Annotated in this window: 26 protein-coding genes and 1 other annotated feature; of the genes, 1 reads left to right on the top strand and 25 read right to left on the bottom strand. The window is 47.2% G+C overall.

Features of this window, described 5'->3' with window-relative positions; all coding sequences use genetic code 11:
* Positions 1-3 precede the first annotated feature (3 nt).
* The 15 genes from rplA to ACM6JA_RS11255 all read right to left on the bottom strand — a co-directional run bounded on the left by rplA (position 4) and on the right by ACM6JA_RS11255 (position 11,498).
* A complete protein-coding gene (gene rplA / locus ACM6JA_RS11325; protein WP_007716215.1) occupies positions 4-687 on the bottom strand; it encodes a 50S ribosomal protein L1 in 684 nt (227 codons plus the stop codon).
* Between the two features lie 89 nt (positions 688-776).
* Complete coding sequence (gene rplK, locus ACM6JA_RS11320) at positions 777-1,202, bottom strand: 50S ribosomal protein L11 (RefSeq protein WP_007716214.1); 426 nt, start codon at positions 1,200-1,202, stop codon at positions 777-779.
* 184 nt (positions 1,203-1,386) lie between these two features.
* On the bottom strand, positions 1,387-1,923 hold the full coding sequence (gene nusG / locus ACM6JA_RS11315; RefSeq protein WP_007716213.1) for a transcription termination/antitermination protein NusG: 537 nt from the start codon (positions 1,921-1,923) through the stop codon (positions 1,387-1,389).
* A gap of 45 nt (positions 1,924-1,968) precedes the next feature.
* Positions 1,969-2,217 (bottom strand): preprotein translocase subunit SecE, encoded by a 249-nt coding sequence (gene secE / locus ACM6JA_RS11310; protein ID WP_007716212.1) that lies wholly within the window; start codon positions 2,215-2,217, stop codon positions 1,969-1,971.
* On the bottom strand, positions 2,217-2,366 hold the full coding sequence (rpmG, locus tag ACM6JA_RS11305; RefSeq protein WP_003392018.1) for a 50S ribosomal protein L33: 150 nt from the start codon (positions 2,364-2,366) through the stop codon (positions 2,217-2,219). The genes secE and rpmG overlap by 1 nt, the downstream gene beginning before the upstream one ends.
* Positions 2,367-2,606: 240 nt before the next feature.
* A complete protein-coding gene (gene sigH, locus ACM6JA_RS11300) occupies positions 2,607-3,257 on the bottom strand; it encodes an RNA polymerase sporulation sigma factor SigH (protein WP_005828894.1) in 651 nt (216 codons plus the stop codon).
* 83 nt (positions 3,258-3,340) lie between these two features.
* Positions 3,341-3,865, bottom strand: coding sequence for an NYN domain-containing protein (locus ACM6JA_RS11295; RefSeq protein WP_007716210.1), 525 nt, complete (start codon positions 3,863-3,865; stop codon positions 3,341-3,343).
* A gap of 1 nt (position 3,866) precedes the next feature.
* Entirely contained in the window at positions 3,867-4,622 is a 756-nt protein-coding gene (gene rlmB, locus ACM6JA_RS11290) for a 23S rRNA (guanosine(2251)-2'-O)-methyltransferase RlmB (RefSeq protein ID WP_414852382.1), read from the bottom strand.
* A gap of 1 nt (position 4,623) precedes the next feature.
* On the bottom strand, positions 4,624-5,028 hold the full coding sequence (locus ACM6JA_RS11285) for a Mini-ribonuclease 3 (RefSeq protein WP_414852381.1): 405 nt from the start codon (positions 5,026-5,028) through the stop codon (positions 4,624-4,626).
* 17 nt (positions 5,029-5,045) lie between these two features.
* Entirely contained in the window at positions 5,046-6,452 is a 1,407-nt protein-coding gene (cysS, locus tag ACM6JA_RS11280; RefSeq protein WP_414852380.1) for a cysteine--tRNA ligase, read from the bottom strand.
* On the bottom strand, positions 6,433-7,098 hold the full coding sequence (cysE, locus tag ACM6JA_RS11275) for a serine O-acetyltransferase (protein ID WP_007716200.1): 666 nt from the start codon (positions 7,096-7,098) through the stop codon (positions 6,433-6,435). The genes cysS and cysE overlap by 20 nt, the downstream gene beginning before the upstream one ends.
* 276 nt (positions 7,099-7,374) lie before the next feature.
* Positions 7,375-7,637: a binding site (T-box leader), on the bottom strand.
* A gap of 27 nt (positions 7,638-7,664) precedes the next feature.
* Positions 7,665-9,131, bottom strand: coding sequence for a glutamate--tRNA ligase (gltX, locus tag ACM6JA_RS11270; RefSeq protein ID WP_414852379.1), 1,467 nt, complete (start codon positions 9,129-9,131; stop codon positions 7,665-7,667).
* A gap of 87 nt (positions 9,132-9,218) precedes the next feature.
* Positions 9,219-9,692, bottom strand: coding sequence for a 2-C-methyl-D-erythritol 2,4-cyclodiphosphate synthase (gene ispF / locus ACM6JA_RS11265; protein WP_048035642.1), 474 nt, complete (start codon positions 9,690-9,692; stop codon positions 9,219-9,221).
* Between the two features lie 3 nt (positions 9,693-9,695).
* Positions 9,696-10,382 (bottom strand): 2-C-methyl-D-erythritol 4-phosphate cytidylyltransferase, encoded by a 687-nt coding sequence (gene ispD / locus ACM6JA_RS11260; protein WP_414852378.1) that lies wholly within the window; start codon positions 10,380-10,382, stop codon positions 9,696-9,698.
* 27 nt (positions 10,383-10,409) lie between these two features.
* Positions 10,410-11,498, bottom strand: coding sequence for a PIN/TRAM domain-containing protein (locus ACM6JA_RS11255; RefSeq protein WP_414852377.1), 1,089 nt, complete (start codon positions 11,496-11,498; stop codon positions 10,410-10,412).
* Between the two features lie 286 nt (positions 11,499-11,784).
* On the opposite strand from ACM6JA_RS11255, the gene ACM6JA_RS11250 reads away from it, so the two are divergent.
* Complete coding sequence (locus tag ACM6JA_RS11250; protein ID WP_007716195.1) at positions 11,785-12,180, top strand: hypothetical protein; 396 nt, start codon at positions 11,785-11,787, stop codon at positions 12,178-12,180.
* A 95-nt stretch (positions 12,181-12,275) separates the two neighbouring features.
* Here ACM6JA_RS11250 and pssA read toward each other — a convergent pair whose 3' ends face one another.
* From pssA to ACM6JA_RS11200, 10 genes are all read right to left on the bottom strand, one after another.
* Positions 12,276-13,004, bottom strand: a complete 729-nt coding sequence (gene pssA, locus ACM6JA_RS11245) for a CDP-diacylglycerol--serine O-phosphatidyltransferase (RefSeq protein ID WP_017247027.1) — start codon at positions 13,002-13,004, stop codon at positions 12,276-12,278.
* Between the two features lie 114 nt (positions 13,005-13,118).
* Complete coding sequence (gene disA / locus ACM6JA_RS11240; protein WP_414852376.1) at positions 13,119-14,195, bottom strand: DNA integrity scanning diadenylate cyclase DisA; 1,077 nt, start codon at positions 14,193-14,195, stop codon at positions 13,119-13,121.
* An 8-nt stretch (positions 14,196-14,203) separates the two neighbouring features.
* Positions 14,204-15,571 carry a DNA repair protein RadA gene (gene radA, locus ACM6JA_RS11235; RefSeq protein ID WP_414852375.1) on the bottom strand — a complete coding sequence of 456 codons (1,368 nt, stop codon included), beginning with the start codon at positions 15,569-15,571 and terminating at the stop codon, positions 14,204-14,206.
* 106 nt (positions 15,572-15,677) lie between these two features.
* Entirely contained in the window at positions 15,678-18,128 is a 2,451-nt protein-coding gene (locus tag ACM6JA_RS11230) for an ATP-dependent Clp protease ATP-binding subunit (protein WP_106841303.1), read from the bottom strand.
* Between the two features lie 66 nt (positions 18,129-18,194).
* Entirely contained in the window at positions 18,195-19,268 is a 1,074-nt protein-coding gene (locus ACM6JA_RS11225) for a protein arginine kinase (protein WP_172143232.1), read from the bottom strand.
* 19 nt (positions 19,269-19,287) lie between these two features.
* Positions 19,288-19,806, bottom strand: a complete 519-nt coding sequence (locus tag ACM6JA_RS11220; protein WP_007716182.1) for a UvrB/UvrC motif-containing protein — start codon at positions 19,804-19,806, stop codon at positions 19,288-19,290.
* 16 nt (positions 19,807-19,822) lie between these two features.
* A complete protein-coding gene (locus ACM6JA_RS11215) occupies positions 19,823-20,287 on the bottom strand; it encodes a CtsR family transcriptional regulator (RefSeq protein WP_007716181.1) in 465 nt (154 codons plus the stop codon).
* 201 nt (positions 20,288-20,488) lie between these two features.
* A complete protein-coding gene (locus ACM6JA_RS11210; RefSeq protein ID WP_414852374.1) occupies positions 20,489-21,163 on the bottom strand; it encodes an HAD hydrolase-like protein in 675 nt (224 codons plus the stop codon).
* Positions 21,164-21,192: 29 nt separating this feature from the next.
* Complete coding sequence (locus ACM6JA_RS11205; RefSeq protein WP_007716179.1) at positions 21,193-22,314, bottom strand: UDP-N-acetylglucosamine--LPS N-acetylglucosamine transferase; 1,122 nt, start codon at positions 22,312-22,314, stop codon at positions 21,193-21,195.
* A gap of 54 nt (positions 22,315-22,368) precedes the next feature.
* Positions 22,369-22,572: hypothetical protein (locus ACM6JA_RS11200; protein ID WP_414852373.1), on the bottom strand; the 204-nt coding region annotated here is incomplete at its 5' end.

Raw genomic sequence — 22,572 nt, 5'->3', positions numbered from 1 at the left:
TCATTATTTTACAGCTACACGAACACCAGGGCCCATAGTAGAGCTCAGGGTTACATTTCTCATGTAAACACCTTTTGCTGCAGCTGGTTTCGCACGGTTCAGTGCATCCGTCAGAGCAGCCAAGTTGTCAGCCAGCTTGTCAGCATCAAAGGATGCTTTACCGATAGGAGCGTGGATGTTACCAGCTTTGTCTACGCGGTATTCAATTTTACCTGCTTTGATTTCGTTAACCGCTTTTGTTACGTCAAAAGTAACAGTACCGGTCTTAGGGTTTGGCATCAGGCCTTTTGGACCGAGTACACGACCCAATTTACCTACTTCACCCATCATGTCAGGGGTAGCTACGATAACGTCAAAGTCGAACCAGCCACCTTGAATTTTCGCGATCATGTCTGCATCGCCTACGAAGTCTGCGCCAGCTGCTTCAGCATCTTTTGCTTTTTCGCCTTTAGCGAATACGAGAACACGTTGTACTTTACCAGTACCATGTGGCAATACAACAGCGCCACGGATTTGTTGGTCAGCACGCTTAGGGTCTACACCCAAACGGAAAGCTGCTTCAACAGTTTCATCGAACTTAGCAGTAGCTGCTTTTTTAACCAGCTCAATACCTTCTGCTACTTCGTATACTTTGTTTTTATCAACGAGCTTTACAGCGTCTTGATACTTCTTACCTTTTTTCGCCATGATTAAATCTCCCTTCAATGTGGTCGTAGCGGTTGATCCTCCCACAGACAGGGGGGCACAACGTCTGTGCCCCCTTGCACTCAAGACAATTAGTCTTCGATTACGATACCCATAGAACGAGCTGTACCTTCTACCATGCGCATAGCCGCTTCTACGGATGCAGCATTCAGGTCAGGACGCTTCAGTTCTGCGATTTCACGAACTTTATCACGTTTCAGCGTAGCAACTTTTGTTTTGTTTGGTACGCCGGAACCGGACTCGATACCAGCAGCTTTCTTCAACAGAATTGCAGCTGGAGGAGTTTTTGTGATAAAAGTGAAAGAACGGTCTTCAAACACGGTGATTTCCACCGGAATGATCATACCTACTTCGCTTTCAGTGCGAGCATTGAATTCTTTACAGAATCCCATGATGTTTACACCAGCTTGACCGAGAGCCGGACCTACTGGAGGTGCAGGATTCGCTTTACCTGCTGGAATTTGTAATTTAATTACGCGGATAACCTTCTTAGCCACGTAAGACACCTCCTTACTTCACATGTGGTTATTACGGGGGAATGCCCCCTCCCACCGTTTTTTGAAAGTCTAGTAAAAGACTTCCGAATCTATAGTGAGAGTGCAAGAAACCCCAATTAATGTTGTGGGATTGTTAAAACAAAATGAAATGTACCACATAGCGCGATACTTTTCAAGTTGAATCCTAATCCAATTGTTGAACTTGTGTAAAGTCTAGCTCTACCGGTGTTTCGCGACCGAAGATGTCCACCAACACGCGAACCTTCTGCCTGTCCGGGTAAATCTCGATAATCTCCCCGGTGCGATTGGAAAACGGACCATCTGTGACGCGCACCATATCGCGGAGAGCAAAATCGATTCTGATCTTGGGAATTTCGATTCCCATTTGCTTGAGAATCGTATCGGCCTCTTCAGGACGCAGCGCTGTCGGTTTAGAGCCAGCACCCGTGGATCCGACAAAGCCGGTAACCCCAGGGGTGTTGCGCACGACATACCAAGAGTCGTCCGTCATCACCATTTCAACAAGGACGTATCCAGGAAACACTTTTTTCGTGACGGTGCGCTTCTTACCATCCTTGGTTTCCACCTCTTCTTCAGTGGGAACAAGAACGCGAAAGATCTTGTCTTCCATGCCCATCGACTCGAGTCGCTTCTCCAGATTGGTTTTCACCTTGTTTTCGTAACCTGAGTACGTATGAAGTACATACCATGCTTTTTCCATATCCAACAGGACGATAACCGTCCGTCCCTCCTAAGACTTGCATAATTACGTTCCTAGAATCAAATCGATCAAGCGCGAGATACCCAAATCAACGACGAAGAAGAATACTGCCAGGAGCATAACCGTAACAAGAACAACGAGCGTATAGGTCGTCAATTCTTTACGGTTAGGCCAACGGACTTTCTTTAGTTCGGACATTACGTCACTAAAAAAACCACCGGTACGGCGAAAACTGGCTCCGATTCGTGATAAAAAACCCACTTTGCCACCCCCTGACTTCGTCGCATCAACCATTACTTCGTCTCGCGATGAAGGGTTTGCTTCTTGTCACGGGAGCAATACTTTTTCAGTTCAACACGTTCAGTAGTGGTGCGCTTGTTCTTTGTGGAGATATAGTTACGCTCGCCACACTCGGTGCACGCCAACGTGATGTTTACTCGCATTTATTGCCACCTCCATCTCATTTCAAACCTGCTATTAGTTAAAAGTACCCCGATGATTAATAGTACGGGAAAACCGCTACTTTTTCCAGACCATTTCATTCACCTAAGTAACCATAGAACAGAGAGATAAGAGTCTATGGCTACCTAAATAAATTTATCATACCGAAATACCCATGTCAAACAAAATGACTTGACAACCAGAAGTCCTTTTGCTTCCAAAATAAAAAGAGAGATTCTCTCTTACAGATGAATCTCTCTTCCTTCTAAATAGCGCTCTAGCTTGCGCTTGACTCTCTGTAATGCATTATCGATAGACTTGACATGACGCTTCAGTTCCACAGCAATCTGCTGATAGGATCGTCCGTCCAAGTAAAGCATGAGAACCTGGCGCTCCAAGTCACTCAAGATTTCACTCATCTTGCCTTCGATGTCATCGAATTCTTCCCGATTGATAAACAATTCCTCTGGATCGGTCACCTTGGTTCCCGAGATCACATCGAGTAGTGTACGGTCAGAATCTTCATCGTATATAGGCTTGTCCAATGAGACGTAAGAATTGAGCGGGATGTGCTTTTGGCGTGTCGCCGTCTTGATCGCGGTAATGATCTGACGGGTAATACACAGCTCGGCAAATGCCTTGAACGACGTGAGCTTGTCTCCTCGGAAGTCGCGAATAGACTTGTACAGTCCGATCATCCCTTCCTGCACGATGTCTTCGCGGTCAGCCCCAATAAGAAAATAGGATCTCGCTTTGGCACGGACGAAGTTCTTGTATTTGTTGATCAAATACTCCAAAGCTTCGGCGTCATTATCGCGAACCAGGTCGACTACTTCTTCGTCGGTCATTAGTTCATATTGGGCATGTTTTAACTCCTTGAGGTCAACACTCACAAATGATCCCTCCGCCAACCGGTTTCTCCAATAGATAGCGCTATTATACATGATGCCGTAAAAAAGCGTCAACCGAATCCAAGTTATTCCCTTCTCCATTTTTCGAATATTTTCGCTATTTCATCATTCAGCGCAATCCGCCTGGAGAAGCCGTCTTCCTTCGTTTTTTCGACTTGTTTCTTGATTTCTTTCCCCGCATTTTCCATATCGAGCAACAACTCCCGGGCAGATTTGCGCAAAGCTCCCTGCCCAAATATGACACGTTGTGACGTATAGTCAGAAGTTGCCACATAAATTTGTCGATTTTTATTGTGAAATTGAGAGACTAACTGCTCGATTTTTTCGTCAGCCGTCTCCTTTTTCTTCGTGAAATAAACTTCAACCTGGAAGTCTTCCATTTGACGGCCAATGCCAGGAACGTTGTACGCATCAAAGACAATGATGACCTTCACACCAGTGTAGCTCTGGTACTCTGCCATTTTTGCGATTAATTGATCACGCGCCTCGTCCATCCGCTCTTGATCCTTCAGCAGGCGCAGATCGGGCCAGGCGCCGATGATATTGTATCCATCTACGATCAACAGCTGCTTGGCTTTTCGTTTCGCCATGTCATTTCACCCGAGTCGGGATTGGACTCCTGGAGCGATAGACTTCATACATCAACAAGGCAGCTGCTACAGAAGCGTTGAGTGAGGTAACATTGCCCGCCATCGGAAGGCTGTACAGAAAATCACAGTTTTCCCGCACGAGGCGACTCATACCTTTTCCTTCGCTGCCAATGACAATCGCGAGTGGCATCGTATAGTCACCCTGGCGGAAATCTTGTTTGGCACTCGCGTCTGTTCCTGCGATCCAAACACCGCGTTCTTTGAGCTCTTCCATGGTACGAACCAAGTTCGTCACTCGCGCTACTGGCACGTAGTTGATCGCCCCTGCCGAAGCTTTTGCTACCGTTGCCGTAAGACTGACAGAACGTCGTTTTGGAATGATGACACCATGAGCACCGACTGCATCGGCTGTCCGCATGATGGAACCGAGGTTATGCGGATCTTCCAGCTCGTCCAACAGCAAAATGAACGGCGCCTCGTTTTTTTCCTCTGCCCGCTTTAAAATATCGTCTATCTCTACGTAATCGTAAGCAGCAACAGAAGCCACTACACCCTGATGGTTGTCCGTCGACACGAGCTGATCCAGCTTTTTGCGATTCGCCGTCGTCACAATGACACCCTGTTCTTTCGCCAAGGCATAGACAGGTCCCATCAGATTTTTATTCGTTCCCTCTGCAATCCAAATCTTATTAATCGTACGACCTGATCGCAAAGCCTCGATGACGGGGTTTTTCCCCAGAATCCATTCTTCACTCATTTCATGATTCTCCTTCCACTATGGCAAAAGCCTGCTGCACAATTTCAGCGATCCGCTCTTCTTTTCCACTCAAGTACAGGTACCCGATCAATGCTTCAAAAGCCGTTGCATGACGGTAGTCGATAATATCGGCGTTTTTGGCACTGGAGCCGGATTTGGCATTCCGCCCCCGCTTCACTACATTCAATTCTTCCTCCGGCAATGCGGGCATTAACGTCAACAACACATTGGCCTGTGCTTTCGCTGAAACATAGCTGTTGGCCGCCTTGTGGAGCTGGTTTGGTTTAACCAGCCCCTTGGCGATCAAATGATACCTGACACAATGCGAATAGGTAGCATCCCCGAGGAAGGCAAGCACGAGTGGATTTGTCAGATTAGGATCTCGGGTTAGTTCTTCTTTTTGCATCTATTTTCTTCGGCCCCTTACTTTCGACGCCAGCGAACACCTTGTGGCGTGTCCTCCAGCACGATTCCTTTTGCTGCGAGCAGATCGCGGATTTCGTCAGAACGGGCAAAGTCTCTTGCTTTGCGAGCTTCTGTGCGCTCTTCGATCAACGCATCAATCTCACTATCCAACAGCTCCTGCTCTTCTGCAATTTCAAGACCAAGAACCTCCGTCAACTCCACCAACAAATCCATGTACGCACGAACTTCGGTTTCGCCTACATTTTGATAACGCAAATACAGGTTGGCTTCCTTCACAACGTCAAAAATAACGGTAATGGCATTAGCTGTATTGATATCATCATCCATCTCAGCAACGAAACGCTCGCGAAGCTCTCCAATAATTCGTGCCTGCTCCTGTGCCTGCTCATTCGGCTCTTCTGCGCGCACAGTATCCAGACGATGGGAAAGATTCGTATACGCAGTCTTGATTCTCTCCATTCCATTGGCCGCCTGTTCGATCAACTCTTCACTAAAATTGATCGGGTTGCGATAGTGCCCCTGAAGCATAAAGAAGCGAATTAATTGACCGCCGAATTTCTCCGAAAGTTCGCGTGCAAGCAAGAAATTCCCGAGGGATTTGGACATTTTTTCGTTATCGATATTGAGCATCCCGTTGTGTAGCCAATAACGAGCAAAGACTTTACCCGTAAAGCACTCCGACTGGGCAATTTCATTTTCGTGGTGTGGGAACACAAGGTCTGTTCCGCCCGCATGAATATCGATTTCCTCACCCAAAAACTTCAGGGCCATTGCCGAGCACTCAATATGCCATCCTGGCCTTCCTTCGCCCCACGGACTGTCCCAGGTAACTTCTCCGGTCTTGGCCGCTTTCCAAAGTACGAAGTCCAGGGGATGTTCCTTTTTCTCGTTGATTTCTACACGAGCACCTGCCTGCAAATCATCCAACGGTTGATGCGAAAGCTTTCCGTATTCCTGAAAACGTCCCGTGCGGAAATAGACGTCACCTTCACTCTCGTAGGCAAAGTCTTTTTCAATCAGCCCTTGCACGAATTCAATGATCTCTGGAATTGTCTGCATCACTCGCGGTTGAATATCCGGTGGCGATACGTTCAGTGATTTCAGATCAGCATTGTACGCATCTGTGTATCGATCAGCCACTTCTTTGACAGTGACACCTTCCTGATTCGCCACACGAATCAGTTTGTCATCTACGTCCGTAATATTTTGCACGAATGTCACTTCGTATCCACGATATTTCAAGTAACGGCGCAGTGTATCAAATACAATGGCAGGGCGCGCATTTCCAATGTGGATGTAGTTGTACACGGTCGGGCCGCACACGTACATTTTTACCTTTCCTGGCTCCAATGTGTGAAACGGTTCCTTTCGCCGCGTCATCGTGTTAGTCAGCTGAATGCCCATCGTTCTTTTTATCCTCCCTCAAAAGCTCCAATTCTTTACGTAATTGATCAATTTCCTTTTGCATCATACGAATCGTATCCGCTACCGGGTCTGGCATGTTTACATGGTCCAGATCATTTTTGACCCGCTTGCCATCCTGGATGACGATGCGTCCCTTGATTCCTACTACGGTCGAGTTAGGCGGTACCTCCTGCAAGACAACGGCACCAGCCCCTATCTTTGAATTATCGCCAATTTTGAAGGAGCCCAACACCTTTGCTCCCGTTGCAATAATGACATCATTGCCAATCGTAGGGTGACGCTTTCCTTTTTCTTTACCTGTTCCCCCGAGTGTAACCCCTTGATAAATCGTTACATTGTCTCCGATTTCGCACGTCTCTCCGATCACAACACCCATGCCATGGTCAATGAACAGGCCGCGGCCAATTGTTGCGCCCGGGTGAATCTCAATTCCCGTGAAAAAACGGGATAGTTGAGAGACAATTCGGGCGAGTGTACACAGCTCAGCCTTCCAGAGCCTGTGGGCAATCCGGTGCCCCCATATCGCGTGCAAACCGGAATAGGTCAAAACGACTTCCAGCGTACTTCGCGCAGCCGGGTCTCGTTCAAAAACAGCATGAATGTCATCTCTCATCTGTGCTAACATTTTTGGGTGGCACCTCCTGCCTGATTTACCTGCTCACGTTCAACCTCAGTGTCAGGGTTCAAAAAGTTGTCTTTTCAGCATCGAGAAAGTAGCGAGAACCTGAAGAAGGAGGAGCGGAGTGTAGTGTAGGAGACCTACATGAGCACCGGACTTCGAAGGTGAACGCTACTTTCGAAGTCGAATACGCTTCCAGGACTACATCGTGATCAAAAGACGACTTTTTGAACTACCTTTTCAAAAAAATAAAAAACGTCCCTATCCCCTCAAACACGAAGGGACAGAGACGGGTTTACCGTGGTTCCACTCTGCTTAGATCGTCATCACTGTCACTAAAAACTCACAACAGTCATGAGCAAATCTCGCTCATATCCCGATAACGGCGGGAAGCCGATGGCGCCTACTGATATCTTTTCAAAAAGATAGGTTCAGCTCATTGCTCACAGGGGCATTTCCATACAGGGCACACCAGATGGCTCTCACCTATCCATCCTCTCTGTAGATGTGCAGACTGTTGTACTTCTCCTGATCGTCGCATTCATTATTTATAAAAGAAAACCAGCCAATACTTACTGACCGTTTGCAATTACTTGCTCTGCACGTGCAATCACCTTGTCGCGTCCAAGCAGATACAACGTCTCCGCCAGATCGCGACCATGCGCCTGACCAGTTGCTCCTACGCGGACCGGCATGAACAATGCCTTGCCTTTGTGACCGGTTTCCTTTTGCACGTCTTTGAGTACCGCTTTAATAACATCCACATTATATGCATCCTGGGCAGAAAGGTGTTTCACAAAGGAAGCAAGTACTTCCGGCAATTGTGGTTCTTTCAGCACCAAAGTTGCTTCTTCATCGTACACCACTTCGTCAAGGAAGAAAAGAGCTGCCAACGGAACGATTTGCGCACAGTAGGACATTTGCTCTTGGTACAAGCCTACGATACTGCGAACCCATTCGCGCTTCTCAGCAGACAGATTCTCTTCGATGAAGCCAGCTTTTTGCAGATGCGGGATACACATATCTGTGATCATATCCAGCGGTTGGCGCTTCAAATAGAAGTTGTTCATCCAGTTCATCTTCGTTGCATCAAACACAGCTGGCGACTTGTTCACGCGGTCCATGGAGAACAGCTTGATCAGATCTTCCATTAAGAAAATCTCTTCTTCGCCACCTGGTGACCATCCCAAAAGTACAAGGAAGTTCACGATTGCTTCTGGCAAGAAGCCGAGGTCACGGTACTGTTCAATGAACTGAAGAATACTCTCGTCGCGCTTGGACATCTTTTTGCCATCTTGGTTGAGGATCAGTGCCAAGTGAGCAAAGTCAGGCGCTTCCCACCCAAACGCTTCATAAATCATCAATTGACGAGGCGAGTTGGACAGATGCTCTTCTCCACGAATGACGTGGCTAATTTTCATCAAATAGTCGTCCACTACAACGGCAAAGTTGTATGTAGGAATTCCATCCGGACGACAAATAACGAAATCGCCCATCTCGTTGGAGTTGAATGTTACCTGGCCACGAATCAGGTCGTTCACAACATACTCGCGATCATCCTGAACGAGGAAGTGAATGGATGGCACTCGTCCTTCTGCTTCGTACTGAGCACGCTGCTCGTCCGTTACATGACGGTGCTTTTCCAGAATGCGTGGTGTTTCTCCACGCGCGAGCTGTTCTTCACGTTCTGCATCCAGCTCTTCTTTTGTCGCGTAGCAGTAGTACGCTTTGCCTTCTGCCAGCAGTTGATCGATATATTTCCGATAAATGTCCAGGCGCTCTGTTTGACGGTACGGTCCATATGGTCCACCAACATCTGTACCTTCTTCCCATGTTACGCCGAGCCATTTCAGGTTTTTCATTTGTTCTTCGTCCGCATTTTCCTTATTGCGCGTTTGGTCCGTATCTTCAATCCGAACGATGAACGAACCACCGTGATGTTTCGCAAAAAGATAATTGAAGAGCGCTGTTCGCGCACCGCCGATGTGTAAATGCCCCGTAGGACTCGGCGCATAACGAGTGCGAATTTCTTTCGCCATTGGTAGCACCATCCTTATGAATGTAAAAGGCTATAACCTTGACTTAAGTAAAAACGTATCTAAGGCTTTATGTTACACCTTGCCCTTCTACTTGACAAGCAAGCATACTGCCTGGGCAGCGATTCCTTCTCCTCTGCCTGTAAAACCGAGTTTCTCCGATGTCGTCGCCTTCACATTCACTTGCGAGAGATCGTCTGCTTCCAGCACGCGTGCAATGACTTCACACATTTGCGGGATGTACGGCGCCATTTTCGGCGCTTGGGCAATGATCGTTGCATCCACGTTTCCTAATCGGTAGCCGCGCTCCCGAACCAACTTCCATACATGCTCCAGCAGCTTTACGCTATCCGCATCCTTAAAAGCCGGGTCTGTATCTGGGAAATGACGGCCAATATCCCCTTCACCAATCGCTCCAAGAATCGCATCACTAATCGCATGGAGGAGAACATCCGCGTCAGAATGCCCTAGCAAGCCTTTTTCATACGGGATGGTGACGCCTCCGATAATGCATGGACGCCCCTCTACTAATTGATGCACGTCAAAACCTTGTCCAATACGCATGAGCTACTCTCCCTTTCGTTTCCGCAATATCTCTTCACCAAACCACAGATCGTCTGGCGTCGTAATCTTAATGTTCTCATAGCTTCCGTGAAGAATCGATACCGGATGACCCAGCCACTCAACCAGCATCGCATCATCCGTACCCAGTTTCCCCGCTGCCTCCGCTGCCTCATGTGCCTCTCGCAATAAAGACATACGAAAAGCTTGTGGGGTTTGAACCGCCCACAAGCTCTCCCGTGCCGGGGTTGACTCTACAAGTCCTTTTGCCCCCACCACTTTAATCGTATCTTTGACAGGTACTGCCATGATCGTTGCTTGATCTTGTTGCACCTGTTTGATCATATCACTGATCTGTTTGCGAGTGACGAAAGGACGCGCAGCATCGTGAACCAGTACGTAATCGCAATTTGCGGATAGTGATGCCAAGCCATTTCTCACACTGTCTTGTCGCTCTGCTCCACCCAGAGTAACCACAACCGTCAGCTTTTCAACCGAGATCAAGGTCATTACTTCTGCGTGGTCTGCTTCACTCACCACCAGCACGACTTCATCAATGTCGGGATGAGTAGCAAAAAGACGTACCGTATGAGCCAAGATCGGCTCGCCCGCAAGCGGTAACCACAACTTATTTCGTTGTCCACCCATTCGTTTACCCGAACCGGCTGCAACGATCACGACACCCGTACTCACTGATTCATCCCTCTCCTGTTGTCTTTTCTATAACGCTCGTTCCAGCAACTTTGGTTTGGCAAAGATCATACGTCCTGCTGAAGTTTGCAGCACACTCGTTACGAGAACATCGACGTCGTTTCCGATGTACTCTCGTCCGCCCTCTACAACAATCATCGTGCCATCGTCCAGATAAGCGACACCCTGACCGTGCTCTTTCCCATCCTTGATGACTTGAACGTTCATCTCTTCTCCAGGTAAAACTACGGGCTTGACTGCATTCGCCAAATCATTGATGTTCAAAACCGCAACACCTTGCAGCTCACATACCTTGTTCAGGTTAAAGTCGTTTGTTACGACCTTTCCGCCAATGAGCTTAGCGAGCTTGATAAGCTTGCTGTCCACCTCGGACACTTCTTCAAAATCGCCTTCCCAAATCTGGACCTTTACCTTCATTTCTTTTTGAATCTTGTTCAAGATATCCAGACCACGACGACCGCGGTTTCTCTTCAGTACATCGGAGGAATCGGCGATATGCTGCAACTCCTCTAGCACAAATCCCGGAATGACCAGTACCCCTTCCAGAAAGCCGGTACGGCAAATATCTGCGATGCGTCCGTCAATGATGACACTGGTATCGAGAATTTTATTTTCCAAGGTAGTGGCAGATGTTGCACTTTCCTTTTTCTTATCCTTACGTCCAATCGAAAATACCGACATAATCTCGTCCCGCTTGCGAAACCCTACCTGGAAGCCCAAATAACCAAGCAACCCGGAAACAATTAACGGCAAAAGATCTCCTACAAATGGAATCGGAATTTTACTGATGGGCAGGAATAATAAGAATGCAATAATAAGACCACTAATCAACCCCATCGCTCCGAACATCACATCGACAACCGGCATTTTGACGAGTGTCTCTTCACCCCATCGAACGATGCGCAGAACATAATCCACAACCCAATTTGCTAAGAAGAAAAACAAGATGGCACCCAGTATAGCTCCAATATATTGCGATCCGGCTACTACACCAAAGTTTAACAATGGATCGAGCAACGAGAACAGTTCGTCACCAAATCGATACCCCAATCCGCCACCAATCAAAACAAAAATGAATTTTCCTACTCGGCGTAACATGCCTTCACCTCCTTTTACTAATATAGACAGAAGCCTAAGAGTAAAAACCTATTTTTTTCCAAATCATTATAATGCTTCATTTTACTTTCCCTCACTATAGCAAAAAAGATTTTGCCATGTCAAATAGCCAAAAATTTTAACATAGTTGTCATTTTCTCGTCAACCCGGGAACACTCGTTTCCTTCGATGATAAATTGACAGGGAGCTGGCTCCCTTCTTATAATGTCAGTATCGTAATGAGAGAAAATTTTGACGATACCAACAGCCTAAAGCAGAGGTGAACCAGATGGACAATCGAAACATAGACGACTTTCAAACGCAAGTATCCGAGCTTTTGATCAGACATCGTAGCGTACTGGACGTCATGTCCAAAGTTCAGGAAACGGCATCCCGCATTAACCGTTCACTGACAAAAGCCATCACCGAATGCGGCTGTGTCGAAGTGGTTGCCAAAAAACAGACGTACGATTCGAACAAGAATCTGGAGGACAACAAGTCCCATTTGGACACCCACTTTAACGGACCGTTGTGCGAGCATTGTCGCGATGTAGTTACTGCCGAGCTTGGCAAAAACCTCTTTTACCTCACTGCCTTGTGCAATATTACTGACATTAAGCTAGAAGATGTGCTTCAAAAAGAATCCAACCGACTGAATACTTTGGGTGTCTTCAATCTGTCTTAAAAGTCCGTTACTCGTATTACGAATGAACCCTAAAAAAAGTTGCATACAAAAAAGAAAAACCCGCACATTGAAGTGTGGGTTTTTTTATGCCGTAACTATTCAAACGGTACGGATTCTTCCTCTTTGTTTTTACGCTTGCGTAATTTTTTGACAAGAAAGTCAACGTTTTTTTTTATTCCGTACAGTGCATAAAAAGCGAGTGGCAGGAAGACGATTTTTGGAAATTGCTGCGGATACTTAATCGCTACAACAACCACAATCGCGATGATAATGGGTGTGATCCAGTAAGCAGACTTTGGAATCCCCACTTTTTTAAAGTTAGGATACTTGACCTTTGATACCATTAAAAAGGCAAGCAGCAACATACTTACGGCGAGCAATACCGGAGTGAACACTTGGTGATAGAGTGCGAGCGTAGCAAGCACGCCTCCCGCTGCCGTAATCGGCAAACCGATGAAATACCCCGGAACCCCGGCCTGTACGTTAAAACGCGCCAAACGCAGCGCACCACAGATCGGAAAAATGGCTGTAATGAGAATCCCAAGCAAATCAAAGTGTTGCAAGACGACAACATACATGATGAACGCTGGCGCAATCCCAAATGTAATAACGTCAGAAAGTGAATCCAATTCCTTCCCGAACTCACTTTGGGCATTCAACATACGAGCTACACGTCCATCCAGCCCGTCTGCCAGCATACCAATGATCACTGTGATCGCTGCATATTCGACGTATTGATCGCCTCGAAACGCAAGAATAATTGCTAAAACTCCCAGAAACAAGTTGCTTACGGTTAGTATGTTCGGTAACGATTTCACGAACATAGACTACCTCCTGATTTCTTTTGCATAAGGAGCAGGTTATCCTGTCGACCTTGTTTTTATCCAAGTCCCCTAGGCAAATGTTGAATACAAATAATGCCTTTATCCTATTCTACTTTAAATGTGTCTGTCAATGAACACTTGTTCTTGAATTCGTTTCAGCCCCTCTTTAATCGCTCTCGCTCGGACCTCTCCAATGCCTTCCACCTCGTCTAATTCCTGAATCGTTGCCATCATGATTCGCGGCAGATGATGAAAATGCTCTACCAGATTTGAGATGATCGTAACGGGCAAACGCCGTATCTTGTACAGGATCCGATACCCTCTAGGGGAAACGGATTCATCCAGCATACTGACATTGGAGGAATACCCCAGCGTTCGCAAAAAAGAAGTGAGCTCCAGCATTTCCTCCGAGTTCAATTTTTTCATGTCCCGCAGCACGAGATCAGGTGAATAGGATGCATCTCTGGAATAATCCCGAATAAACATATGGGCCTCTTCCTCAATGTTTGAAACCAGTTCCTCCAACTGCATACTGACGAGCCTTCCTTCTATCCCTAGCTCACATATGTATTTGGAGACCTCAGTCTTAATACGTAACACCATCTCAATCCGTTGCAAAACCGAGGCAACTTCGTGTAACGTAACGAGCTCCTCGAATTCTAACGCACCGAGATTCGTCAATGTTTGATCAAGCACAGCCTTGTATTTCTCAAGGGTAGATACAGCCTGATTCGCCTTGGCCAAAATGACGCTGATTTCGCTTAAGACATACCGGAAATTCCCCTGGTACAGCGTGATCACATTGCGGCGCTGCGAGATAGCAATGACCAGATGATTCGTTTGGATGGCTGTCCGTTGCGCTGTACGATGCCGTGTCCCCGTCTCGCTCGTGGGGATTGAGGAGGGTGGGAAGATTTGCGTATTCGCGTACAGGATGCGTTTTGCGTCTTCACTTACTATAATCGCCCCATCCATCTTCGCTAATTCATACAAATGGGCAGGAGAAAAATCACAATTGATGGAAAAACCGCCATCGACAATCGTCTTCATCTCTGGACCGCACCCAATGACGATCAAGCCCCCAGTTTTTGCCCGTAAAACATTTTCCAACCCTTCACGAAGCTGTGTGCCGGGTGCCACGAGACGAAGCACATCACCGATTTGCGGAGCTCTTTTGATGTTCCCCTGCATGCCCACTCCTACCTCCTTATCACCTCGTTCAACGCATCCGCAATATTGCTCACACCAATTACTTGAATGTCTGCTGGCGCATCCAGACCACGGATGTTTTTCTCAGGGATGATGACACGCCTAAAGCCTAACTTATGTGCTTCTCGTACTCGTTGCTCAATACGGGAGACACCGCGCACCTCACCAGTCAAACCAATTTCTCCGATAACGACATCATGCGGATTGGTAGCGTGGTCACGGAAACTGCTTGCAATGCTTACGGCAATCGCCAAATCAACCGCTGGCTCATCCAATCTGACCCCACCTGCTACGTTTACATAAGCATCCTGATTTTGCAGCATCATGCCCATGCGCTTTTCTAACACTGCCATGATCATCGCCACACGCTGATGATCGACCCCTGTTGCCGTTCTCCGAGGGGTTACAAAGCTGGTCGGGGCAACGAGAGCTTGCAGCTCAACCAAGACGGGACGTGTGCCCTCCATACTGGCTACGACTGTCGAACCCGCAACACCAAATGGACGCTCTGCCAAAAATATCTCAGAGGGATTCGCCACTTCCTCCAAACCGCGATCCTTCATCTCGAAAATACCGATTTCGTTTGTCGAACCAAAACGGTTTTTGACGGCGCGCAAAATTCGAAACGTATTGTGGCGCTCCCCTTCAAAATAAAGAACAGCATCCACCATATGCTCAAGCATACGCGGACCGGCGATAGAGCCTTCCTTGGTAACGTGACCGACAATGAAGGTCCCAATCCCTTTCCCTTTTGCAATCCGCATCAATTGGGCAGTCGCCTCCCGCACTTGTGCGACACTTCCAGCAGCCGATTGGATCGTTGGGTGAAACACGGTCTGGATCGAGTCAATAATTAGCACATCCGGGTCTACTTGATTAATATGCTGTTCGATCAAATCCAAATCATTTTCTGCCAATACAAACATCGGCGGCGTTTGCAAATGGAGTCGATCCGCGCGAATTTTGATTTGCTTTGCCGACTCTTCTCCAGATACATAGAGAACCTTCGCCCCTTGATGAGCCAAGGCAAAAGATGTCTGCAAAAGCAATGTCGATTTTCCAATTCCGGGGTCTCCCCCAACCAAAATGAGTGAGCCCGGAACAAGTCCTCCACCAAGTACACGATTCAATTCTCCGATTGTCGTATCCATACGTGGATCTTCTTCACTGGCTACCTGGGTCAATGGAATCGCAGATTGGCGCTGGCCGCCGCTCATCCCTTCGTGACGATGTGCATTTTTTACCGTCACTTCCTCCACCAAGGTGTTCCAGCTGCTGCAGCCTGGGCATTTTCCCATCCATTTTGGTGATTCATAGCCACATTCTTGACACGCGTATTTCGTTTTATACTTTGACATAGTCGCACCCTCACTTGGATTTCTTTCTCTACTTTTATCATAATTACGCACCCAAAAAAAGAATACCTCCCGAATCAGGAGGCATTCTATTACGTTTCAACCCAGCTTATGATTTCGTTTTTTCGAGGCGCTTGACAACCAGCTTGCCTTCTTCGGCTTCGATATTGACGGTATCGCCTTTACTGATCGTGCCCTTGAGCAATTCCTCGGACAAATTATCCTCGATGTGGCGCTGGATAGCACGACGCAGAGGACGTGCACCATAAGCCGGATCAAAGCCTTCTTTTGCCAATACTTTCTTGGCTTCTTCGGTCAATTGGAAATCAATGTCTTGCTCTTTCAAACGTTTACGCAGCTCATCTGTCATGAGAGATACGATTTGCTCGATGTGCTCTTGCTCCAAGGAGTGGAACACGATGACTTCATCGATACGGTTCAAGAACTCAGGACGGAAGCTTTTCTTCAGCTCATCCATGACTTTGTCTTTCATATCCTGATACTTTCTTTCCGAATCGTTGGTCGTGAAGCCGAGCGTCGTATTTTTCTTGATCATGCTGGCTCCGACGTTGGAAGTCATAATGACAACCGTGTTGCGGAAATCAACGGTACGTCCCTTGGAGTCTGTCAGACGACCATCATCCAATACTTGTAAGAGGATGTTGAATACGTCTGGGTGAGCTTTCTCGATTTCGTCCAGCAAAATGACGGAGTAAGGCTTGCGACGCACTTTTTCGGTCAGCTGACCGCCTTCGTCAAAGCCTACGTAGCCAGGAGGGGCACCTACCAGACGAGCGGTGGAATGCTTCTCCATGTACTCGGACATATCTACACGAATCATTGCATCCTCGTCACCGAAAAGCGTCTCTGCCACGGCACGAGCCAATTCAGTTTTACCCACACCAGTAGGTCCCAGGAAGATAAACGAGCCGATCGGGCGTTTTGGGTCTTTCAGACCAGCACGGGCACGGCGAATCGCACGCGAGATGGATTTGACTGCTTCATCTTGACCAATGACGCGATCGTGCAAAATTTCTTCCATCTTCAGCAAGCGCTCTGTTTCTTCTTCCTTCAGCTTCAACACAGGAATACCCGTCCAGCTCGCCACTACTTGTGCGATGTCTTCCGGAGTAACCTCCATGTTCAGCTGACCTTGGCGCTCTTTCCAGTCTTTTTTCGTTTTATCCAGTTCTTCACGCAGTTTTTGTTCCTGATCGCGAAGTGCTGCTGCTTCCTCGAACTCTTGTGATTGCACGGCAGCGTCTTTTTCCTTGCGCACCTCTTCCAGTCGTCCCTCCAGCTCTTTGAGGTTGGGTGGAACCGTAAAGGATTGCAAGCGAACTTTGGATGCCGCCTCGTCGACCAAGTCGATGGCCTTGTCAGGCAGGAAGCGTTCCGTAATATAGCGGTCAGACAGTTTTACTGCCTGCTCGATTGCTTCATCGGTAATTTTGACACGATGGTGGGCTTCGTAACGATCACGAAGGCCATGCAGGATACGAATAGCATCCTCTGCTGTCGGTTCATCAACCTGAATCGGTTGGAAACGACGCTCCAGTGCCGCGTCTTTTTCGATGTACTTGCGATATTCATCCAACGTTGTGGCACCTACGCACTGTAGCTCGCCACGTGCCAGAGCAGGCTTCAAAATGTTGGAGGCATCAATTGCGCCTTCTGCTCCACCTGCACCAATCAGGGTGTGCAGCTCATCAATAAACAGGATGATGTTTCCTGCTTGGCGAATTTCGTCCATGATTTTTTTCAGACGATCTTCGAACTCACCTCGATATTTGGTTCCCGCAACAACGGTTCCCATATCCAGTGTCATGACTCGTTTATCACGAAGGGTCTCTGGAATTTCGTTGTTCACGATTTTTTGGGCAAGACCTTCTGCGATAGCTGTTTTCCCGACGCCAGGCTCCCCAATCAAAACAGGGTTGTTCTTGGTGCGTCTGCTAAGTACTTGAATCACACGCTCGATTTCTTTTTGGCGACCGATGACAGGGTCCAGCCCGCCATCACGAGCGATTGCAGTCAGATCCCTTGCCAAGCCGTCCAGTGTCGGCGTATTCGCCGCTGGATTCCCTCCAGACGGTTGATGAGATGCCATCATTTCCGAGCTGCCAAGAAGCTGGAGTACCTGTTGACGTGCCTTGTTCAGGCTAACGCCCAAATTGTTCATGATTCTCGCAGCAATGCCTTCTCCTTCACGGATCAAGCCAAGCAGAATATGTTCAGTCCCGACATAGGTATGACCCAGCTTGCGGGCTTCGTCCATCGAAAGTTCAATAACCTTTTTGGCGCGAGGTGTATAGTTTGGTGTGTAATTACTACCGGACTGCTCTGTTCCTCGCCCGATTAACGACTCCACTTCACTCTGGATTTTATCGAGGCCAAGCCCAAGTGATTGCAGTGCCTTCGCCGCAATCCCTTCGCCTTCTCGAATGAGTCCCAGTAGCACATGCTCTGTCCCAATATCTTTGTGTCCGAGACGAACCGCCTCTTCCAGGGCAAGCGCCAGTACTTTTTGTGCTCGTTCTGTAAAACGTCCAAACATCATATCGTACACCTCCGTATAACCCTGTTTTTTCTCTAAATGGTTAACAATTGCGTGATACCATTACAATTATTCTTGTGATTCTACTACGCGCAGACGTTCGCGGATCAACCTTGCCCTTCTTTCGTCGCGTTGGTCCGGAGTGAGCTTTTGTCCAGCGTGGTGCTGTAAAAACCCTGGCTGTGTCGTGACCAACAGTTCGTTTAGGACGAGCGGAGATACATTCGGAATGATGCCTAGATCAATCCCCAGACGTACATCGGACAGACGTTGAGCCGCTTCCTTGGACTCTACCGTGCGAGCGTACATCAAGATGCCATACGACCGAAAAATCCGATCCTCCAATGAAACCCGCGTATGCTCCAGCAAATAAGTACGTGCCACACGCTCTTGCTCAATAATCTGTCTGGCTACACCGTAGAGATTGGAAAGGATATCCGACTCAGACATACCCAGTGTAACCTGATTGGATAACTGAAAAAGATTCCCTAGAGCTTCGCTGCCCTCTCCATAAATTCCTCTAACGACTAGACCAACTTGATTAATTGCCTGTAAAATTCTGCTGATCTGCTGCGTCATCACCAGTGCCGGCAAGTGCAGCATCACAGATGCACGAATTCCCGTACCCACATTGGTTGGGCAGCTTGTTAGATATCCTCGTGTTTCGTCGAAAGCGTAGTTCAAGCTTTTCTCAAAAATGTCGTCTATCTTCGTACCTATTTCCCATGCCTCGTTCAAACGAAACCCGGGTAATAGTACCTGTATTCGAATGTGGTCTTCTTCATTAACCATAATGCTGACAGACTCATCTTCACGAAGTAATACCGCACCTTTGCGAGACTCCTCTGCCAGATGAGGGCTAATCAGATGCTTTTCTACGAGCACCCTTTTTTCTAACGGATTAATTTGGTCCATATGGATGACCTGAAGCTGATGCCTTTTGCGCATTGCCTCCGAATCGCTTACTTCCGTTACCTTTCTGACGACTTCCTCGCCCTGCGAGTCCGTTGCCAATAACGGAAAGGGGTGCTGGCGCAGGTTACGGGCGATACGCAGCCGTGTACTAATGACAATGTCGGAATCAGGACCTTCTCCTTTCATCCAATTGCTCCACGGGTTTTGCATAAACTGCTTTTGGGACATAACCAGCTAACCTCCCTTGCTACGATTGGGCCATTTTTTGTTCCAATGCTCGAATTCGATCGCGCATTTCTGCTGCCTTCTCGAACTCTTCACTGGCGACATGACTTTGCAGCGCTTGCTTTAGTTGCTCCAGCTCTTTGCGGATCTTCAGTTTGCCACCGGTCCGCTCTGGTACTTTTCCACTATGCTGTGTGTTTCCATGAATTCGGCGGAAAAGGGGGTCCAGTCGATCACCCAAAAAGGTGTAGCAATCACTACAGCCAAATCGGCCGCTTTTACTAAATTGAGAATATGTGAGTCCACATGTTTCGCATTGAAGCGGCTTATTCGTTGCCGTTTCGCGTCCATTCTTTTGCATGGGATCAAATTTTAAAAGTCCTGACAGGAGATTGTTGATGCTGAAGTTGTGAAAGCCGGTAAAGACGTCCCCTTTTTCATGAGCACACTGCTCGCAAATATGGTATTCGGTTTTTTCGCCATTGACGATTTTCGTCAAATGAAGTGTCGCCGGTCGTTTTCCGCATTCCTCACAGTTCATAACATCATACCTCCTTTTACTTCAACAAGATTGCTGCGATCATCTGCTTTAAAATATTTGCCCGCAAACGATCCCGCAATTCAGCTTCTAGCGTCAATACGTTTCGCGAGGTAGCGATTTTCATCAAGGTGGCTTCTCTGATGTTGACTAATCCTTCCTCAAATAGTCTTTCTACGATCGCATTTCCCACGCTCTGACTGATGCTCTCACCAATTAGTTCTTCTGTTAGCAATTCCTGCAAGCGTGCTTTGCTGACAATCTGCACCTTGCGTATGCGAATATACCCGCCGCCCCCGCGCTTACTCTCTACAATGTATCCTTTTTGAACGGTAAAGCGCGTATTGATGACGTAATTGATCTGAGACGGCACACATTGAAAATGGTCGGCAAGCTCACTACGCTGAATCTCGATCGATCCATTGGGACTGTTTGTAATGATGCCTTTCAAGTGATGTTCAATGATGTCCGAGATGTTACGCAAGTCATCGCCTCCTATTCCTCTGTGTATGTTCTTATGAGGTTACCTAATTGACTTTGACTATCTTTGACGTTAATTATAATGGGTTTAATGCGTGCCCGCAAGTGTCCCTTACACATTCTAGTGTGGGCAAAAGAGGGTCGCTTGAAACTTGGACATGATCAACAAAAAAACCACTCACTGAGGAATGGTTTATGTTTGTTCTTATGTATTGGTGTCGATTGCTGGCAAATGACTCAGTAGCTGAGAGAAGCTGGTGATGATGACATCTGCCCCATCAAGCTCGCCTGGTTTCGCAAAACCAAAGTCGCATCCAATGGTAAATAAACCATTTGTCTTGCCTGCTTCTACGTCGGAGTGACGATCTCCTACCATGATGGCCTGCCCGATTTTGTAATCAGACAACAATTTTGCAACTAGGTCATTTTTGGAATGCGTGCAGAAACGGCCAGCTGAGTACAGATCGGTCATCAGCGGCTTTAACTCGTATTCCTGACAAATGGCATCGATATACTCTTCCTGCCCATTGCTTGCTACAAACAAAGCAAATCCTTTCTCACGCACCGTTTCCAAGGTTGATTTTACATCCGGATATAGCTCGGTCACTCTTTCTTTGAGTAACTGGATTTCATTTTCTAGCAAGAAGGCGTCGGCTGAGCGAATGGCTTCCTCACTCGCACCCGGCAGTAATTTGTCCCAGATCTGCTCGATCGTCATTCCCAGTACATTGATCAGTTCACGTTCGTCAGGGGTTTCACCTTGCCATAGTCCTTTTTGACGAAGCTGGTCAAACGTTCGAATAAATGCGGGGGTCGACAGCTTTTCTGTTTGCAGTAACGTGCCATCCATATCAAATAATATGGCGAATGGTACAGTCATGGGTTCCTCCATTTTGTCTGGCTAGGCAGCTATTCTACTTCTCCTGGCAACATATTCATATCATCCATGATGAACTCGGTAATTCGTTGTGCAGCATCTGGCTTCGAGATTTTCTGTCCCATTCTACGCATATAATCCACCTTGGACGGGCTATGCAATAGTTCATCGATAAAGTAAATCAATTGCTCTGACAGATTCGCATGTACCGCACATCCATTATTGAGCAAAAAGTGGCTGTTCCTCTCTTCCTGTCCAGGCAGAGGGTTGTAAACAATCATGGGTACCCGTTTACTCATTACTTCAGCTGATGTAAGTCCGCCTGATTTGGTGACAATTAAATCAGCCGTCTCCAAGTATTCGTGGAAGTTATTGATGAATTTTAGTGGAACGACTTCATGGCGATACGTACGATTTATCACTTTATTGTACAGCTTGTCGTTTGTCCCTGTTAACACAAAGGTTTTCAGAGGAATGTTAATCTCTTCTAGCCCATCTAATACCTTTTCCATCGAACCAAGACCCAATCCGCCCCCTGAAAGAATAATGCTCTTTTGTCCAGGAGCAAGGCCAAGCTTTCCCCGAATCAGTTCGGGTTCCAATGGCAAACTGAATTTTTTCATGATGGGAATGCCCATCGGAATGAATTTTTGATGGTCCTGTCGATAAACGTCTAACAGGTAATACAGTTGTTCATGGCCGATGAAGTAATAATTGATATGGTGATTAATCCATGAAGGATGGATGGTATAGTCAGTAATGATTGTATAGATTGGTTCCTTCCAATCATTTCTCCCTTTCAGTACGGAGAGCATACAGCTTGCAAACGGATGCGTAGCAATAAAGGCATCAGGCTGTACACTGTTGATCAGCTTTTTCAGTTTGTTTGCCAATAACTTATTCATCAGCACATTCATATCGAAGAAACGGGTTTTTTCTGTATTATGGTAAATTCTGCCCCACATCTTGGGTGACAGCCTTAACAGATTCATATAGCTTTCCAGCAAAATCTTGTGAAAGGTGGGGCTAATATATTCCAACGTATCGATGATCATTGATGTGCAACCACTCTCAGCCAAGCTTTCTTGCATGGCCCGCGCTGCCTGGTTGTGTCCGTTACCGATGGAAGCGGAAAAGATTAGAATTTTTTTCATGAACGATTCTCCTTCATAACCTCGCCTACTCCAACGCCTGGATCAGGTACCTTCTCATGTTAGTCTACCCCAAGACCCGTCTGCAAGAGGGAACTTGTCGGTCATTCGGCCTAACTTATCGACAAAATAATCGCGAGTTTGTCTTTTTGCTATAAAAACGAAAAACCTCCTTACCCATTCTGGGGTAAAGAGGTTGGTTTCATTCCCTGAAAACTGAATACGCATGATTGCTAAGTGTGTGGATAAGTCCTCGACCGA

Origin of the sequence: Brevibacillus sp. IT-7CA2, assembly GCF_949767855.1 — a bacterium.
In the GTDB taxonomy this organism is placed as follows: domain Bacteria; phylum Bacillota; class Bacilli; order Brevibacillales; family Brevibacillaceae; genus Brevibacillus.
The sequence above is the reverse complement of the archived record's forward strand: the minus strand, read 5'-3'. Positions and strand labels throughout refer to the sequence as shown.